The organism is Dryocola baronae (assembly GCF_051297175.1).
Classification (GTDB): domain Bacteria; phylum Pseudomonadota; class Gammaproteobacteria; order Enterobacterales; family Enterobacteriaceae; genus Dryocola.
Map to the genome: position 1 here is coordinate 2770642 of NZ_JBINNY010000001.1, position 17291 is coordinate 2787932.

At 55.6% G+C, this 17291-nt stretch carries 16 protein-coding genes; 5 read left to right on the forward strand and 11 right to left on the reverse strand.

The features are described from left to right. The first annotated feature begins 102 nt into the window (after positions 1 to 102). From ACSPHG_RS13060 to osmB, 4 genes are all read left to right on the forward strand, one after another. Positions 103 to 1002, forward strand: a complete 900-nt coding sequence (locus ACSPHG_RS13060; protein ID WP_435953960.1) for a glycyl-radical enzyme activating protein — start codon at positions 103 to 105, stop codon at positions 1000 to 1002. A 5-nt stretch (positions 1003 to 1007) separates the two neighbouring features. Further along, on the forward strand, positions 1008 to 3440 hold the full coding sequence (locus ACSPHG_RS13065) for a formate C-acetyltransferase/glycerol dehydratase family glycyl radical enzyme (RefSeq protein ID WP_435953961.1): 2433 nt from the start codon (positions 1008 to 1010) through the stop codon (positions 3438 to 3440). 43 nt (positions 3441 to 3483) lie between these two features. Further along, entirely contained in the window at positions 3484 to 4242 is a 759-nt protein-coding gene (yciT, locus tag ACSPHG_RS13070) for a DNA-binding transcriptional regulator YciT (protein ID WP_435953962.1), read from the forward strand. A gap of 259 nt (positions 4243 to 4501) precedes the next feature. Further along, entirely contained in the window at positions 4502 to 4720 is a 219-nt protein-coding gene (gene osmB / locus ACSPHG_RS13075; protein WP_435953963.1) for an osmotically-inducible lipoprotein OsmB, read from the forward strand. A 131-nt stretch (positions 4721 to 4851) separates the two neighbouring features. On the opposite strand, the gene yciH is transcribed toward osmB, so the two are convergent. From yciH to pgpB, 5 genes are all read right to left on the reverse strand, one after another. Continuing rightward, positions 4852 to 5178, reverse strand: a complete 327-nt coding sequence (yciH, locus tag ACSPHG_RS13080; protein WP_435953964.1) for a stress response translation initiation inhibitor YciH — start codon at positions 5176 to 5178, stop codon at positions 4852 to 4854. Positions 5179 to 5190: 12 nt separating this feature from the next. Next, positions 5191 to 5928: an orotidine-5'-phosphate decarboxylase gene (gene pyrF, locus ACSPHG_RS13085; RefSeq protein WP_435953965.1), complete on the reverse strand. Its 738-nt coding sequence runs from the start codon at positions 5926 to 5928 to the stop codon at positions 5191 to 5193. Between the two features lie 203 nt (positions 5929 to 6131). Further along, complete coding sequence (gene lapB, locus ACSPHG_RS13090) at positions 6132 to 7301, reverse strand: lipopolysaccharide assembly protein LapB (RefSeq protein ID WP_435953966.1); 1170 nt, start codon at positions 7299 to 7301, stop codon at positions 6132 to 6134. A 6-nt stretch (positions 7302 to 7307) separates the two neighbouring features. Beyond that, on the reverse strand, positions 7308 to 7613 hold the full coding sequence (locus tag ACSPHG_RS13095) for a LapA family protein (RefSeq protein WP_435953967.1): 306 nt from the start codon (positions 7611 to 7613) through the stop codon (positions 7308 to 7310). Between the two features lie 136 nt (positions 7614 to 7749). Next, positions 7750 to 8514 (reverse strand): phosphatidylglycerophosphatase B, encoded by a 765-nt coding sequence (pgpB, locus tag ACSPHG_RS13100; protein WP_435953968.1) that lies wholly within the window; start codon positions 8512 to 8514, stop codon positions 7750 to 7752. A gap of 210 nt (positions 8515 to 8724) precedes the next feature. On the opposite strand from pgpB, the gene ribA reads away from it, so the two are divergent. Further along, positions 8725 to 9315 (forward strand): GTP cyclohydrolase II, encoded by a 591-nt coding sequence (ribA, locus tag ACSPHG_RS13105; RefSeq protein WP_435953969.1) that lies wholly within the window; start codon positions 8725 to 8727, stop codon positions 9313 to 9315. Between the two features lie 44 nt (positions 9316 to 9359). Here ribA and acnA read toward each other — a convergent pair whose 3' ends face one another. The 6 genes from acnA to topA form a co-directional block, all read right to left on the reverse strand. Then, positions 9360 to 12035, reverse strand: a complete 2676-nt coding sequence (acnA, locus tag ACSPHG_RS13110) for an aconitate hydratase AcnA (protein ID WP_435953970.1) — start codon at positions 12033 to 12035, stop codon at positions 9360 to 9362. 180 nt (positions 12036 to 12215) lie between these two features. Next, positions 12216 to 12314, reverse strand: a complete 99-nt coding sequence (gene ymiC / locus ACSPHG_RS13115) for a small membrane protein YmiC (RefSeq protein WP_435953971.1) — start codon at positions 12312 to 12314, stop codon at positions 12216 to 12218. A gap of 153 nt (positions 12315 to 12467) precedes the next feature. Then, positions 12468 to 12638, reverse strand: a complete 171-nt coding sequence (locus tag ACSPHG_RS13120; protein WP_435953972.1) for a YciX family protein — start codon at positions 12636 to 12638, stop codon at positions 12468 to 12470. A 2-nt stretch (positions 12639 to 12640) separates the two neighbouring features. Next, a complete protein-coding gene (locus ACSPHG_RS13125) occupies positions 12641 to 12802 on the reverse strand; it encodes a YmiA family putative membrane protein (protein ID WP_494516571.1) in 162 nt (53 codons plus the stop codon). Between the two features lie 311 nt (positions 12803 to 13113). Next, positions 13114 to 14088 carry an HTH-type transcriptional regulator CysB gene (gene cysB / locus ACSPHG_RS13130; protein ID WP_435953974.1) on the reverse strand — a complete coding sequence of 325 codons (975 nt, stop codon included), beginning with the start codon at positions 14086 to 14088 and terminating at the stop codon, positions 13114 to 13116. Between the two features lie 201 nt (positions 14089 to 14289). Next, complete coding sequence (gene topA, locus ACSPHG_RS13135) at positions 14290 to 16887, reverse strand: type I DNA topoisomerase (RefSeq protein WP_435953975.1); 2598 nt, start codon at positions 16885 to 16887, stop codon at positions 14290 to 14292. Between the last annotated feature and the right edge of the window lie 404 nt (positions 16888 to 17291).

Genomic DNA, 17291 nt, shown 5'->3' on the forward strand with positions numbered 1-17291 from the left:
ACGCCATCATAGCTTCGGCTTCTGATCTTTTCCTGATCGAAATCAATAAAACTTTCATTCGAAAGTAATCTAATTTACGAAAGAAAGTTACGAGGCGTGATTATGCTTTTCAATATCCAGCGTTACTCCACACATGATGGCCCAGGTATTCGCACCGTGGTGTTCCTTAAAGGCTGCTCTTTAGGCTGCCGCTGGTGCCAGAATCCAGAAAGCCGCGCCCGCTCGCAGGACGTGCTGTTTGACGAGCGTCTGTGCCTCGCAGGCTGTGAACTCTGCCAGCAGGCCGCGCCGCAGACGGTTTCGCGCCTGGATGAAAAGCTGATTATTGCACGTGAAAAGCTCAGCGATGCGGATATGTCCTCCCTCACCGACTGCTGCCCAACGCAGGCGCTGACCGTTTGCGGCGAAGCCCAAAGCGTGGACGCCATTATGGAGAAAGTCCTGCGTGATAAGCCTTTTTACGATCGCAGCGGCGGCGGCATTACGCTCTCCGGCGGCGAACCTTTTATGCAGCCTGAAATGGCGCGCGCCCTGCTAGCGCGCAGTAAAGAAGCCGGTATCAATACCGCGGTGGAATCCTGCCTGCACGTGCCGTGGAAGTACATCGAGCCGTCATTGCCCCATTTGGATCTGCTGCTGGCCGATCTGAAGCACGTCGATAAGCAGCGTTTTCACCAGTGGACGGACGGCAACGCCGAACGCGTGATGGATAACTTCCGCAGGCTTGCCGCGCACGGCGTGGAGATGACCATCCGCGTGCCGCTAATCCCTGATTTTAACGCCGATGAGCAGTCTATTCGCGCCATCAGCGATTTTGCCGCCGACGAAATCGGTGCCAAAGCGATTCATTTTTTGCCCTACCACACCCTTGGTATTAACAAATACAAACTCCTGAACGTTCCCTATCTGGCAGCGCTTAAGCCTCTCGACGCGCCCGATTTACTGCACTTTGCCGAGCAGTACGCCAGCCAGAAAGGCATGACCGCCTGGATTAGAGGATAAACATCATGACCGAACTGAACCTGAACTATCTCAGCCCGCGCATTCAGGCGCACAAAGAAGCGCTGATCCACATCGTGAAGCCGCCGGTTTGTACCGAACGCGCGCAGCACTACACCGCGATTTATCAGCAGCATCAGGACAAGCCGCTGCCGGTGCGTCGTGCGCTGGCGCTGGCGCATCACCTGGCCGAGCGTACTATCTGGATCAAGCACGACGAGCTGATTGTCGGCAACCAGGCAAGCCACGTGCGCGGCGCGCCGTTCTTCCCGGAATATACCGTCGGCTGGATTGAAGCGGAGATCGACGAGCTGGGCGACCGTCCGGGCGCGGGTTTCTCTATCACCGCCGAAGATAAAGCCGTGATGCACGAAATCTGCCCGTGGTGGAAAGGCCAGACGGTGCAGGATCGCTGCTACGGTATGTTTACCGACGAGCAAAAAGCGCTGCTGGCAACCGGCATAATCAAGGCTGAAGGCAACATGACCTCCGGCGACGCGCACCTGGCGGTGAACTTCCCGCTGCTGCTGGAGCTGGGCCTTGACGGCCTGCGCAAAAAAGTGGCCGAACGTCGCGAACGCCTGCACCTTACCGACTGGGACGATCTGCACAAAGAGCAGTTCCTGAGAGCTATCGATATTACTTTTGCCGCCCTGAGCGACCATATTCTGCGCTACGCCGCGCTGGCGAAAGAGATGGCGAGCAAAGAATCCCGTACCGAGCGCCGCGACGAGCTGCTGGCGATGGCGGAAAACTGCGAGCACATCGCGCACCAGCCGCCAAAATCCTTCTGGCAGGCGCTGCAGCTGAGCTACTTCGTGCAGCTGGTGCTGCAAATTGAATCCAACGGCCACTCCGTTTCCTTTGGCCGCCTCGACCAGTATCTCTATCCGTGGTATCGCCGCGACGTGGAGCTGGAGCAAACCCTGGGCCGCGAGCAGGCAATCGAGCTGCTGCAAAGCTGCTGGCTGAAGCTGCTGGAAGTGAACAAAATCCGTTCCGGCTCGCACTCTAAAGCCTCCGCCGGTAGCCCGCTGTATCAGAACGTGACCATCGGCGGCCAGACGCTGCTCAATGGCGAAGCGGTAGACGCCGTTAACCCGCTCTCTTATGCGGTGCTGGAATCCTGCGGTCAGCTGCGCTCAACGCAGCCAAATCTGAGCGTGCGCTACCACGCCGGGATGAGCAACGACTTCCTCGACGCCTGCGTGCAGGTGATTCGCTGCGGCTTCGGGATGCCTGCGTTTAACAACGATGAGATCGTGATCGACGAGTTCATCAAGCTGGGCGTGAGCCGCGAAGACGCTTACGACTATGCGGCAATCGGCTGCATCGAAACCGCCGTGGGCGGCAAGTGGGGCTACCGCTGCACCGGCATGAGCTTTATTAACTTTGCCCGCGTAATGCTTGCGACGCTGGAACACGGCCGCGACGCCACCAGCGGCAAGGTATTCCTGCCGCAGGAAAAAGCGCTGTCCGAAGGCAACTTCACCCACTTCGATGAAGTGATGACCGCGTGGGACGAGCAGATTCGCTACTACACGCAGAAATCTATCGAAATCGAATGCGTGGTGGATACCGTGCTGGAAGAGAACGCGCACGATATTCTCTGCTCTGCGCTGGTAGACGACTGCATCGAACGCGGCAAGAGTATCAAGCAAGGCGGCGCGAAGTACGACTGGGTTTCCGGCCTGCAGGTGGGGATCGCCAACCTGGGCAACAGCCTGGCGGCAGTGCGTAAGCTGGTGTTCGAGCAGGGCGCGATTGGTCAACAGCAGCTGGCGGAAGCGCTGGCCAATGACTTTGACGGCCTGAGCGGCGAGCAGCTTCGCCAGCGTCTGATTAACGGCGCGCCAAAATACGGTAACGACGAGGACGAAGTGGATCTGCTGCTGGCTCGCGCCTACCAGACCTACATCGACGAGCTGAAGCAGTATCACAATACGCGCTTTGGACGCGGCCCGATTGGCGGCACCTACTACGCCGGTACGTCATCCATTTCTGCTAACGTGCCGTTTGGCGCGGCGACCATGGCAACGCCGGATGGACGTAAAGCCACTACGCCTCTGGCGGAAGGCGCAAGCCCGGCGTCCGGCACCGACCGCCTGGGGCCAACGGCGGTGATTAGCTCCGTGGGCAAGCTGCCTACCAGCAAGATTTTGGGCGGCGTGCTGCTGAACCAGAAGCTGAATCCTTCCACGCTGGATAACCCGCGCGACCGTGAAAAGCTGATGTTTATGCTGCGCACCTTCTTCGAAGCGCACAAGGGCTGGCACGTGCAATACAACATAGTTTCCCGTGAAACCCTGCTGGATGCCAAACAACATCCTGATAAATATCGCGATTTGGTGGTGCGTGTAGCAGGTTACTCGGCATTCTTTACAGCCTTATCTCCGGACGCACAGGATGATATTATAGCCCGAACAGAACATACCCTTTGACGACTCTGGCGGTGGCTGCGGCCACCGCCCATAATTGGCTGACATGAATTCCAGACAACAAATCATATTACAGATGGTGATTGATCAAGGCCGCATGAGCGTGGCCGATCTCGCCAAAACGACCGGGGTTTCCGAAGTCACTATCCGTCAGGATCTCAACCTTCTGGAAAAACGCAGCTACCTGCGACGCGCCCACGGCTACGCCGTTCCGCTGGAAAGCGACGACGTAGAAACGCGCATGATGAACAACTACACCCTCAAACGTAACCTGGCGGAGTTTGCCGCTTCACTGGTGAACGACGGGGAAACGGTGTTTATCGAAAACGGCAGCAGCAACGCCCTTCTCGCCCGTACTCTCGCAGACAACAAGCGCGTGACTTTAATTACCGTGAGCGGCTATATCGCCCATCTGCTGAAGGACACGGATTGCGAAGTGATTTTGCTGGGGGGAATTTATCAGAAGAAAAGCGAGAGCATGGTCGGCCCGCTGACGCGCCAGTTTATCCAGCAGGTGCATTTCAATAAGGCGTTTATCGGGATCGATGGCTTCCTGCCTGAAACCGGCTTCACAGGCCGCGATATGATGCGTGCCGACGTGGTGAACGCGGTGCTGGAAAAAGCCAGCGAGGCGATTGTTCTCACCGACAGCAGCAAGTTTGGCGCAACACACCCCTATACGCTTGGGCCTATTTCCCGTTTCAGCCGGGTGATCACCGACGACGGTCTTAACGCTGTCGCTCAGCAGCAGCTGCAGGAAAGCGGCGTGCTTGTTGATATCGTTCCGCAATTTCCCCTGAGCTAATCCGCTTATTTCCGGGCTGTCTGTGGGTTTCACAGGCAGCTTTGCTATCAGATTTATCCTGCCCGACCTTTAAGAATTTTTACCTGTCGTAATTCCCTGCAAAAATTAGAATATTTACAGGCGATATAACAGGAAGTGATAATCACCCGCGTTATCTTTTAGGTCTGTATCGCTACGTAGTTTCACGGCATCTCCGCTTAAGCCACTATACTTAAAGGGAGACTGACGTCCGTGAATCAATAATTCAGGAGAAAGTATTATGACCTTAAATAACAAAAAAATTGCCGCTGTTATGCTGGCCCTTACCGTAGCTATGTCTTTGAGCGCCTGTTCAAACTGGTCCAAACGCGACCGTAACACCGCGATTGGTGCTGGTGCCGGTGCCCTGGGCGGCGCAGTATTAACCGACGGCAGCACCCTGGGTACGCTGGGTGGCGCGGCGGTAGGTGGCGTTATCGGTCACCAGGTCGGCAAATAAGGCAGGATGCCAGCAAAGGCTTAATACGCTTTGACGAATTAAAAAACGTTTCGACTTTCAGGTCTGGCAGCAATCAAAAAAAAGGCCACGGTAAATACCGTGGCCTAATCATTTGCGTTATCGACAGGCTATCAGCCACCCGCCAGTTTTACCTTCATGCCTTTGGCTTCCAGCAGTGATTTAATCAGGTCACGTTTATCGCCCTGGATTTCAATCACGCCGTCTTTCACCGCTCCGCCGCAGCCGCATTTCTTTTTCAGCTCGGCCGCGATGTTCGCAAGCGTAGCATCATCCGCATCAATGCCGGTGATCAGGCAGACGCCCTTACCTTTACGCCCGCTGGTCTGGCGCTGAATGCGTACCACGCCGTCGCCTTTAGGGCGCACGGCTTCTGGCTTCGGCTCGTCAATACGCCCGGTTTCCGTGGAGTAAACCAGGCGGCTGTTATTGTCTTTCATTTTTATGCTCCTTTATGCTCCCTGTTTCAGCGAGGCCCGGATATCACGCAGCGTTTGAGCCGGGTCGGCGGATTGGGTGATCGGACGTCCGATAACCATATAATCCACGCCTGCGGTTTGCGCCTGTATCGGCGTCATGATGCGGCGCTGATCGCCCGCGTCGCTGCCCGCCGGGCGGATACCCGGCGTGACTAACTTAAAGGCCTGGCCTAGCTCATTTTTAAAACGAATAGCTTCATGGGCGGAACACACTACGCCGTCCAGGCCGCAGTTTTGCGTCAGGCGAGCCAGGCGCTCCGCGTAGTCCGCCGGGCTTGAGATAATCCCCAGATCGGCCAGGTCGCTTGCTTCCATGCTGGTGAGTACCGTTACGGCAATCAGCAGCGGCGCATCTTTGCCGAACGGGTTCAGGGCTTCACGGGCGGCCGTCATCATTCGCGCCCCGCCGCTGGCGTGAACGTTGACCATCCAAACGCCAAGCTCTGCCGCAGCGGCTACCGCGCGGGCCGTGGTGTTAGGGATATCATGGAATTTCAGGTCGAGAAAGACGTCGAAACCGCGCTGCTGAAGGTCGGAAACAAACTGCGGCCCGAACAGGGTAAACATCTCTTTGCCCACTTTCAGGCGGCAGTCCTGCGGGTCGATACGGTCAACAAAGGCCAGCGCGCCGTCGCGCTTATCGTAATCGAGCGCAACGACGATTGGCGAATCGGTGGCAACACGGGAGGAGGAGGATGCGGTTGATTTCATGGCTAAACCTTCTGACTGTTGGGCACCGGCGCGGCGCGAAGATAAACGGCAAGCATTCTACCCGCCGCCCCGGCAAATTTACAGTTGCCATTGCACCCTGCCAGACAATTCGTACTCGGAGTTGGAGGTAAGGAGAAAAACAAATAGACAAGTATGTTGTAACTAAAGTGCGGACTTTTTAAAAAACAGCGCCTGAGCGCTGCTTACTGTCCGTCCAGACCGCGAATCGGTTTCACCGTTGACCAGGCGCGGCACGACGGGCAGTGCCAGTACATGGTAAACGCGGTGAAGCCGCACTTCTGGCAGCGGTAGCGCGGCTTGGTGCGCACCTGTTCGCCGACCATATCGCGCAGCACGATAAGGCTTTCTTTTGCGCGCCCTTCTTCCGCTTCCTGCAGATGGTAGTCAATCAGCCGGTGGAATACGCGCATCGTCGGGTGGCGTTGCAGCTGACGATTGATATAAACCTGTGCGGTTTCCGGCCCTTCTTTTTGCTCCAGAATACCCGCGAGCATCAGCTCGGCCACGGCACCGGTGTTTTCTTCAACGCAGCGTTTGAGGAAGGCTTCCCACTCCTCCGGCTTGTTCAGCTGTTGGAAGCAGACCTGGAGCATTTCCAGAGTTTCGCTGACCAGCTCGCTGTCCTGATCGATAACGCGCTGGAGCGTTTCCACGGCTTTGGCGTATTCGCCCTTCGCCATGAAGATGCGCCCCATCATGATGGAAACGCGGGCACAGTTTTTGTCGGCCGCGGCGCCCTTTTTAAGCAGCGACATGGCGCGGTCGAGATCGTCACTGCCCATCAGCTGTAGGGCGAGCTCGCAATAGAAGTGGGCGATTTCGGTACGCTGTTTGTCTTTGCCGAGTTTGACGAGGCGTTCGGCGACGTCGATCGCTTTCTGCCAGTCGCTGGTTGCCTGGTGAATTTGCAGCAGCTGCGAAAGCGCGCCAACGCGGAAGTCTGTTTCATCCACCAGCTGCGCGAACATGTCTTCTGCCCTGTCGTACAGGCCGGCGGCCATGTAATCGCGGCCCAACTGCTGTACGGCGAGCAGGCGCTGTTCATAGGTCAGCGAGGCGCTTTCCATCAGGGACTGGTGGATACGGATTGCACGATCGACCTCGCCACGCGAGCGGAAAAGGTTGCCCAGAGTAAGGTGCGCTTCAACGGTGCTGGTGTCTTCTTTGAGCATATCAAGGAAGAGATCGACCGCTTTATCCTGCTGGTTAGACAGCAGGAAGTTGACCCCGGCGACGTAATCGCGGGACAGCCGGTTAGCTTCCTGTTGTTTATCCTGATGTGCACTTCTGCGGCCCATGTACCAGCCGTAAGCGGCGGCCACGGGCAACAACAGAAACAGCAGTTCCAGCATGGCCTGTTATTCCTTCACGGCCGGAACAGTGGAGACTGGCACGACGGGTTCCGTGGTGACCTGCTGCTCAAGACGCTTAATTTTACGTTCGGCGCGCGCAAGCGAAAGGCGCACGCGCAGCCAGAACAGGCTGCAAATCAGCCAGCCGATGATAAAGCCCGCGGCAAACAGGGTCGCCAGTAATGTGGAGACGCGATATTCACCCTGAGCCAGCAAATAATTGAAGTTCACTACCTGATCGTTTTGCGCACCTAAGGTGACGGATACCACAAAGATCGCTAGCACCAGTAAGAAAATGAATAAATATTTCACATTACTTCCCGTTATGTGGTCGTACGCGACGGTTATGCCCTAATGCTTTCAACGGTATAAATTACCATTTCCGGTGAGTCCGGGGAATCCATTAGCGACGTCCAATTCATAAGAAATGGGGCTTAAATCAAGAATCTCAAGGCTCTTCGTTCCTTTCGGCTATTTCTTCAGCTTCTTGCGGCGGCGGAGCGAGCGGGCCACAGAATTTTTGCGCAAGCCAGGTCGCCAGTGAGACCAGCAATCCGGACAGCAGCGTGGCGACGATGAGATCCTGCGGCCAGTGCATGCCGAGCAGCAGCCTGCTACCCATGACGCTCGTAGCCCAAACCAGCAGTAAAACGATGGTTATGGTGCGTCGACGTGGCCAAAGCAGCCCAACGCCTAATAATGCCCAGCTGGCGGCAAACATCGTATGCCCGGAAGGAAACGCGAAGCCGGTCTCTTTTTGCCAGTGCAGATGGAGCCAGCCCGGAACTTCCGGGTGATTGGCGAGTTGGTTTTTCACCAGTTCACTGCGCTGCTTGCGTTTTAAATTGTAGAACTCATCGGTGGGAATATGCTGCGTTTTTTCAAGCCAGACGACAAACGGGCGCGGTTCCTGTACCCGATCTTTGATAGCCGATTTAAGCGTTTGGCCGATGAGGATCGCGGCGGCAAGTATGGCGAATAGCATAATCGCGGCCTTGAGGCGAAACCGCAGACACCATAAAAACCATCCGCAAAGCAGAACGTGGGTGATGATCCCCCAGGGCTGGGTGACGGTTTCGGTTACCCAGTACATCGCCTTGAGCCAGGCGCTGTTGCCGCCCGGAGCCCAGTGCCAGCCGGAAAGCCAAACGGTTAACGGCATGATTAACAGCAGTCCCGTGCCCACCGCCAGTCGTTTTGCAATCGCTCGCATCGTTTCTCCTTAAAAGTCAAAGTCCTTCAAGGATAACCGAAAAAGTGCACGGGAGGGTAAACGGGCGCATCATCAAAGAGTAAAAATAGCCGACCGCCCAGCCAATTAGGCGAAGTGTTCTGCGTTGTGGCAAAATAGCCGATGATATTTGCACAAGCCAGAAAGCTGGCAGGCGCGTAAGGCGTCAAAAATAAGTACCTGGAGAATCACATGCAGCTTAAACGTGTGGCAGAAGCCAAACTGCCAACCCCATGGGGCGATTTCCTGATGGTGGGTTTTGAAGAACTGGCAACCGGGCAGGACCACGTAGCCCTGGTTTTTGGTGATATTACCGGGGACGAATCCGTTCTGGCTCGCGTCCACTCAGAGTGTTTGACGGGCGACGCGCTCTTTAGCCTGCGCTGCGACTGCGGCTTCCAGCTTGAAGCGGCCCTGTCGCACATTGCCGAAGAAGGTCGCGGCGTGCTGCTTTATCACCGTCAGGAAGGTCGTAACATTGGCCTGCTGAACAAAATTCGCGCCTACGCCCTGCAGGACAAGGGTTACGATACGGTGGAAGCGAACCATCAGCTGGGCTTCGCGGCGGACGAGCGCGACTTCACGCTGTGTGCGGATATGTTTAAGCTGCTGGGCGTCGACGCCGTTCGCCTGCTGACGAACAACCCTAAGAAGGTGGAAATTCTGAGCGAAGCCGGAATTAACATCGTCGAGCGCGTGCCGCTTATCGTCGGGCGCAATCCGAAGAACGCGCATTATCTGGATACCAAAGCGGCGAAAATGGGCCATTTGCTTTCCGAATAACGCATTAAAAACGCCCCCGGAAGCGGGGGCGTGAAGTTTTAGAGTTACTTCAGCATATTACGGATCACGTAATGCAAAATGCCGTCGTTACGGAAATAGGTAAGCTCGTTTCCGGTATCGATACGACAGCGGCAGTCAATCACCTCTTTGCGTCCGTCGGCATGTGACAACGTCACCGGCACCGTTGCGCCCGGCGTCAGCGAGTCCAGCCCGCTGATATCAATGGTTTCATCCCCCGTCAGCCCCAGCGTTTTGCGCGTTACGCCCTCCGGGAACTCCAGCGGCAGTATCCCCATACCGATCAGGTTGGAGCGGTGGATACGTTCGAAGGATTCGGAAATAACGACCCGCACGCCAAGCAGGCGCGGCCCTTTCGCCGCCCAGTCGCGGCTTGAGCCGGAGCCGTACTCTTTCCCGGCGATAACCGCCAGCGGGATGTTTTTCTTCTGGTAGCGCATCGCCGCGTCGTAAATTGACATCACTTCGTCACCGGGCACCAGGCGCGTCATGCCACCCTCTACGCCGGGAACCATTTCGTTGCGGATACGAATGTTGGCGAAGGTGCCGCGCATCATCACTTCATGGTTGCCGCGACGCGAACCGTAGGAGTTAAACTCTTTGCGCTCGACGCCGTGGTTCAGGAGGTAGCGCCCCGCCGGGCTGTCGGGCTTAATGCTGCCGGCCGGTGAGATGTGGTCGGTGGTGACGGAATCCCCAAGCATCGCCAGCACGCGTGCGCCGTGAATATCTTCGACCGGCTTTGGCTCCGCCTCCATATCATCAAAGAACGGCGACAGGCGGATGTAGGTGGAATCATCCTGCCAGCCGTAGGTGTCCGAGCGGTCGACTTCGATGCTGCGCCACTCGGGCGTGCCTTCGAACACTTCCGCGTATTCTTTGTTAAACATTTCGGTAGAGACCTGGGCTACCGCGTTGGCGATTTCCTGATTGCTCGGCCAGATGTCTTTCAGATAAACCGGATCGCCTTTCCGGTCGTGCCCCAGCGGGTCAGTCATCAGGTTGACGTTCATGTTACCGGCTAGCGCATAGGCCACCACCAGCGGCGGTGAGGCCAGCCAGTTGGTTTTCACCAGCGGGTGGATGCGCCCCTCGAAGTTACGGTTGCCGGAAAGCACGGCCCCAACGGTAAGATCGCCTTTTTTGATCGCCTGCTCGATGGGGTCCGGCAGCGGGCCGGAGTTGCCGATACAGGTGGTGCAGCCGTAGCCGACGAGGTTAAAGCCGAGATCGTCAAGGTACGGCGTGAGCCTGGCCTTCGCCAGATAGTCGGAAACGACTTTCGAACCGGGTGCCAGAGAGGCCTTAACCCACGGCTGGCGCTTCAGGCCGAGCGTCAGGGCTTTTTTCGCCAGCAGGCCGGCGGCCATCAGCACGCTCGGGTTGGAGGTGTTGGTACACGAGGTAATGGCGGCAATAACGACGGCACCATCCGGCAATTGATACTCGCGGCCGCCAAGGGTGTAATCCACCGGCGCGCGATCTTTGTGGGTCGTATTCAACTCAAGTTCGTTGCTGGCGTTGAATGCCTTAGGCACATCGCCCAACGGCACACGATCCTGCGGGCGTTTCGGCCCGGCGAGGCTCGCCTCCACTTCATTCATATCCAGCGACAAGGTGCTGGTAAACACCGGCTCATCGCCCGTATTACGCCACATGCCCTGCGCTTTGGCATACGCCTCGACCAGCGCAATCTGATCTTCGCTGCGCCCGCTCAGACGCATGTAATCAAGCGTGACGCCGTCAATTGGGAAGAAGCCGCAGGTTGCGCCATATTCCGGCGCCATGTTGGCGATGGTGGCGCGGTCCGCCAGCGGCAGCGTATCCAGCCCGTCTCCGTAAAATTCCACAAACTTACCGACAACGCCGTGCTTGCGCAGCATCTGGGTCACCGTCAGGACGAGGTCGGTCGCGGTGATCCCTTCACGCAGCTTGCCGTCAAGCTTAAAGCCGACCACGTCAGGGATAAGCATTGAAACCGGCTGGCCGAGCATGGCGGCTTCCGCTTCGATACCACCGACGCCCCACCCCAGCACGCCGAGGCCGTTAATCATCGTGGTGTGCGAATCAGTGCCCACCAAAGTATCCGGGAAGGCGACAAGCTCGTCGCCCTGCATTTCGCTCCACACCGCTTTACCGAGGTATTCCAGGTTCACCTGGTGGCAAATGCCGGTGCCCGGCGGCACGACGCTGAAACGGCTGAACGCCTGCTGGCCCCAGCGCAGGAAGACATAACGCTCGTGGTTACGCTCCATTTCCAGACGGACGTTTTCTTCAAAGGCGTCGTCATCGCCAAAATGGTCGACGGTGACGGAGTGGTCGATGACAAGGTCGACGGGGGAAAGCGGGTTAACTTTGGCGACGTCGCCGCCGAGGCGCTTAACGGCTTCGCGCATGGCGGCCAAATCCACCACGGCGGGCACGCCGGTAAAATCCTGCATTAACACGCGCGCCGGGCGGTACGCGATTTCGCGATCGGCATGGGCGTTTTTCAGCCAGCCGGCCAGCGCGTGGATATCGTCCTGAGTAACTGAATCTTCATCCTGCCAGCGCAGCATATTTTCGAGTAAGACTTTTAGCGACTTGGGTAAACGGGTGATATCCCCAAGCTCCTTAGATGCCAGCGGCAGGCTGTAATAGTGATAGGTTTTATCCAGCGCCTGCAGCGTGTCCTTGCTGGCTTCTCGTAGGGTTAACGACATAGCTCCTCCTTTATGACCAGGGATAGCGATTGCCCCGATTGAATTCAGGGTCACTATTAAAGATAACACAAAGAAGATGTAACGTTTTGATAACAACCCGAATTGACAAATCGAGCTGTTTACGGGGTTCAGGCGTGGGAAATGAAAAACGCCCCGGCGGGGAAGCCAGGGCGTTTGAGATTAGTTGACCAGGGTCGCGATCAGCTGTGCCCAGAACAATACCGAAACGGTGAAAGCCCCAAGCCATGACCAGTATTTAATACTGCTGTGATTTATCATAGGCATTACTCTTTATTTGCGTTATGCAATGCGGCTGAATAATCAGTCGCGAAGAATATTGCCGTGTGTAGTTATTAAGTCGAACATTGTTAACCGCGGTTAATAAGAAGTGTGACCGACCGCAAGTTAATTAAACGTAAATAAAATGAAAGTTTATTGTTTTTTGTGATCGTCTGTCGAAAACAGATCGATAAATTCCTGCTGCTGTTTGCTGAGCTTCCAGGACTCCGGCGGGACGATTTTACCCCCCTGCCGCTCCTGAACCGCGTTGTCATCTTTCTGACACACGGGTTTTGGCTGCACAACCTGCCCCTGGATTGCCATGTTCAGCTCCAATAGTGCCAGGCGACCAGCGCTACTACTAGCCAGAACAGGCCTGAAACAAGAAAGACCGCCAGCCAGGCTTTGCGTTTAAGCTCGGGATCCCTTTGCGGTTCTTCACTTCCTGAAGGCATTGCTAACCTCATACAATCGACACCACTTATCATTAACCTGCTAACAATCGGTATAAGTAATCGTCCGTTGGGATTAATCCTAAAGAAACTCTAGCGCAAAAGCCAGCAAATTTGCGCACTGTTTACAGTAAAAGATTTAATCTTTTGACGTGAAATAAGTTATTGAAGTGCCGAATTTGCGTTACGGTTAATTATTATCTACGCCTGTCTCTTAATTGCGACAGATTAACCTTTGTTATTATAGGGCTTATATAAAGTGCGGGGGAATAATGGGGATGAGTCTAATTCGTATTATTGAGCGCAAAACAAAGGTCGCTTCTCCGGACGAAGAAGCGACCGGCTAATTATTTAGCGGGTAATTTAATATCTTTGAACATCGCCTCGATATCTTCATTCGACCTCAGCGCCACGGCGGTATCCACCACGTCACGCGTCAGATGCGGGGCAAAGCGCTGAATGAAATCATACATATAGCTGCGCAGGAAGGTGCTGCGGCGGAAGCCGATTTTAGTGGTGCTGTGGCTGAATACGCCCTGGGCTTCGATACGCACCAGGTCCGGGTCGGAAACCGGGTCAACCGCCATGCTGGCGATCACCCCGACCCCTAATCCCAGGCGCACGTAGGTTTTAATGACGTCCGCATCGGTGGCGGTAAAGACAATGCGCGGCGTCAGGCCCGCGCGGTTAAACGCGGTATCCAGCTCGGAACGGCCGGTGAAGCCAAAGGTATAGGTGACCAGCGGATACTGAGCCAGCTCCTCAATGGTCACGGACTCTTTGGAAGCCAGCGGGTGCTCCGGGGTAACGACAATTGAACGGTTCCAGTGGTAGCACGGCAGCATCACTAAATCGTCGTACAGGTGCAGCGCCTCGGTGGCAATCGCAAAATCTGCATTACCCTTGGAGACGGCTTCCGCAATCTGCGTAGGCGAGCCCTGGTGCATATGCAGCGAAACGCGCGGGTAGCGCTCGATAAAACCTTTAATTACGCTTGGCAAGGCGTAACGCGCCTGGGTATGCGTCGTGGCGACGTACAGCGAGCCTTTATCAGGCCAGGTGTGTTCGCCCGCCACGGACTTGATGGCATCGACCTTAGAGAGCACTTCACGGGCGATGCGGATAATCTCCTGCCCGGCTGGCGTAACCTGCGTCAGATGCTTGCCGCTGCGCGCAAAAATCTGAATGCCCAGCTCGTCTTCGAGCATGCGCACCTGCTTACTGATCCCCGGCTGAGAAGTGTAGAGCCCTTCCGCCGTCGACGAGACGTTAAGATTGTGGTTGACCACCTCAACGATGTAACGAAGCTGCTGTAGTTTCATGACTTGCCATCCAGGTCAAAACGCCCCAGACGCAGGCGGTGCGGGGAGTCAGACGCGATAAAATTTAAAGGGTACGGGATAAAAACACTATATCAGTTATATCTTCTCTGTATAGATGGAAAGAAAAAATAATAAAGAGGTTATATAAGAAGATATAAAAAAACCGGAGCGCAAGCCCCGGTTTTAGGTTAGTTCAGGAAATTACTTTTTCCCTTCAACCCATTTTCCGTCGACGAAGAAGGCGGACCAGCCGGTCGCTTTACCGTCTTTCTCGGAGGAAACGTATTGCTGCTTGGTCTTGCGACTGAAGCGAACAACGGATTTATTACCGTCAGCATCCTGCTGCGGCGCGTCGGCCAGATAGCGCAGTTTTTCCGGCAGGCGATCGCGGAAGCGGTACAGCTCTTCCACTAACGGCGCGCGGGTTTCACGCGATTTAGGGAAAGTGTTCGCAGCCAGGAATACGCCCGCAGCGCCGTCGCGCAGCACAAAGTAGGCGTCCGATTTTTCGCAAGGAAGTTCTGGTAACGGAACCGGATCTTCCTTCGGTGGAGCAACTTCGCCGTTACGCAGGATCTTACGCGTGTTTTTGCAATCGTCGTTGGTGCAGGCCATATACTTACCGAAACGTCCCATTTTCAGGTGCATTTCGGAGCCACATTTTTCGCACTCAACGATTGGGCCGTCATAGCCCTTGATGCGGAACTCGCCCTCTTCGATTTCGTAGCCGTCACAGGTTGGGTTGTTCCCGCACACGTGCAGCTTGCGTTTTGGATCGATGAGGTAGCTGTCCATCGCCGTGCCGCATTTTGCACAGCGGCGTTTTGCGCGCAGGGCGTTGGTTTCCGCGTCATCGCCTTCCAGCACGTTGAGCACTTCGTTTTCCGGCACCAGGTTAATGGTGGTTTTGCAGCGCTCTTTCGGCGGCAGCGCGTAGCCAGAACAGCCGAGGAACACCCCGGTGCTGGCGGTACGAATACCCATCTTACGGCCGCAGGTCGGGCAGTCGATGCTGGTGAGCACCATCTGGTTCGGGCGCATGCCGCCTTCTTCCGGGTCCTGCTCGGCTTTTTCAAGCTGGCCGCTAAAGTCGCTGAAGAATTCGTCCAGCACGCCTTTCCACTCGGCCTGGTTATTGGCAACCTGGTCGAGGTTGTTTTCCATCTGCGCGGTAAAGTCGTAGTTCATCAGCTCGCGGAAGTTTTCTTCCAGACGGTCGGTGACGATCTCGCCCATTTTCTCGGCGTAAAAACGACGGTTCTCCACGCGTACATAGCCACGATCCTGGATAGTGGAGATGATAGATGCGTACGTTGACGGACGGCCGATACCGCGTTTTTCCAGCTCTTTAACCAGCGATGCTTCGCTAAAGCGAGCCGGTGGTTTGGTGAAGTGCTGGCCCGGCGTCAGCTCGATAAGCGACATCACATCGCCCTTGCTTACGGCTGGCAGAATGCGATCTTCATCACCCTTACGCAGCGCAGGCATGACTTTCGTCCAGCCGTCGAAGCGCAGGATGCGGCCACGCGCTTTCAGGCGGTAGTCGCCTGCTTCCACGGTAAGCGTTGTGGAGTCGTACTGCGCAGGCGTCATCTGACAGGCCACAAACTGCCGCCAGATAAGCTGGTAGAGTTTCTGCGCGTCGGCTTCCATATCTTTCAGGGATTCAGCAACCACGCCCACGTCGGAAGGACGAATCGCTTCGTGCGCTTCCTGCGAGTTTTCTTTACTGGCGTACTGGTTAGCATTGGCCGGCAGATATTTCTTGCCGAAGTTTTCCTCAATGTAACCACGCACCATGCTCACCGCGTCCTGGCTGAGGTTAGTGGAGTCAGTACGCATGTAGGTGATGTGACCGGCTTCGTACAGACGCTGCGCCATCATCATGGTTTTTTTCACGCCAAAACCAAGACGGGTGCTGGCAGCCTGCTGCAGCGTGGAGGTAATAAACGGCGCGCCAGGCTTGCTGCTGGTCGGCTTATCTTCACGCTCAAGCACGGAATAACGGGCTTTTTCAAGCTCGCTGACCGCGGCCATCGTCTGCTCGCGGTTGACCGGGCGGAAAGGCTTGTCTTTATGGTGACTCACCTGAACCGGCAAATTGTCGCCTTTAGGCGTTGCCAAATTGGCATCAATTTCCCAGAACTCTTCCGGTACGAACGCTTTGATTTCACGCTCGCGCTCAACCACAAGGCGCACGGCAACGGACTGCACACGACCGGCAGACAGGCCGCGGGCAATTTTTTTCCACAGCAGCGGAGAAACCATGTAACCCACCACGCGGTCCATAAAGCGACGCGCCTGCTGAGCGTTAACGCGGTCGATATTCAGCTCGCCCGGTTTTTCAAATGCCTGTTGAATAGCGTTTTTGGTGATTTCGTTAAACACCACGCGGCTATAACGCGATTCATCACCCCCGATCACTTCCCGCAGGTGCCATGCGATGGCCTCCCCTTCGCGGTCAAGGTCGGTTGCGAGATAGATATGGTCGGCTTTTTCAGCAAGGGATTTCAGTTCTGAAACCACCTTTTCTTTGCCCGGCAGCACTTCGTACTGGGCTTCCCAGCTGTGCCAGGGATCGACTCCCATACGGTTTACGAGCGCGCCGCGTTCATCCTTTTTGACCTTTTTGGTCGTTTTGGTGGAGGCAGAGTCAGCGCTCTTCTTGGTGGTTGATCCACTGGTCGGCAAATCGCGGATATGACCTACGCTGGACTTAACCACATAGTCATTTCCGAGATATTTGTTGATCGTTTTGGCTTTTGCCGGGGACTCAACGATGACGAGAGCTTTACCCATATTCACCTTTACCTATTTAATTCATCCAGAATACGTCGCACGCAGTCTTAATCTCCTGTGACGGTGCGCCTTTTTTATATTGCGACAGCGTCTTTGGAGATCAACCCTTTTTACAAACACCGGTCCGGAAAGCAGGACAAAACGCAGGTGATTGAGATACCGAGCCTTTCATGCAGGTGACATAGCACGACGGAAGTTTGGTTGAATGTCAAGCAATTCCGTTGCCAGATTTGCGAAAGCGTCACACTCTACCTGATAAAATCCGATACGCAACTTTATTAGCATGCAAAACGGATTCCCGCCAGCATGGTTAACTTTTTTGCGCTCAGGGGGTTTACAGGGAGATATTGCCCTTAACCGCCGTGTGGACGTACACTAGCGCCAGTTTTTATGGAGGAAATAAC